Origin of the sequence: Streptomyces zaehneri (genome assembly GCF_032248645.1) — a bacterium.
Classification (GTDB): Bacteria; Actinomycetota; Actinomycetes; order Streptomycetales; family Streptomycetaceae; genus Streptomyces; species Streptomyces coriariae.
This window is the reverse complement of record NZ_JASTTJ010000096.1, coordinates 1-255: the sequence shown is the minus strand read 5'-3', so window position 1 is coordinate 255 and position 255 is coordinate 1. Positions and strand designations below refer to the sequence as shown.

Sequence of the window (255 nt, the reverse complement as noted above, 5' to 3'; positions counted from 1 at the left end):
GTGCGGCGTCAAGCTTCGGCCGCAGCACCGTGTCGAAACGGTCCGCGGTCAGAGCCGTGACCACGCCGTCGTCGAGAACTCCGGCAGTGTGAACCACGGCGGTGAGCGGGTGCGCATCCGGCACGGCCGCCAAAAGCGCCGCGACAGCGTCCCGGTCGGCGGTGTCGCACGCGGCGATGGTGACGGTCGTGCCGAGGCCGGTCAGTTCCTCGTACAGCGCCGCCGCCCCCTCGGCATCCGGACCGCTCCGGCTGG

The 255-nt window shown here is 72.5% G+C and carries 1 protein-coding gene; it reads right to left on the bottom strand.

Annotation, left to right across the window (positions count from 1 at the left end; translation table 11 throughout):
- On the bottom strand, positions 1–255 hold a 255-nt coding region (locus QQM72_RS40800; protein WP_314225851.1), incomplete at both ends, for a KR domain-containing protein.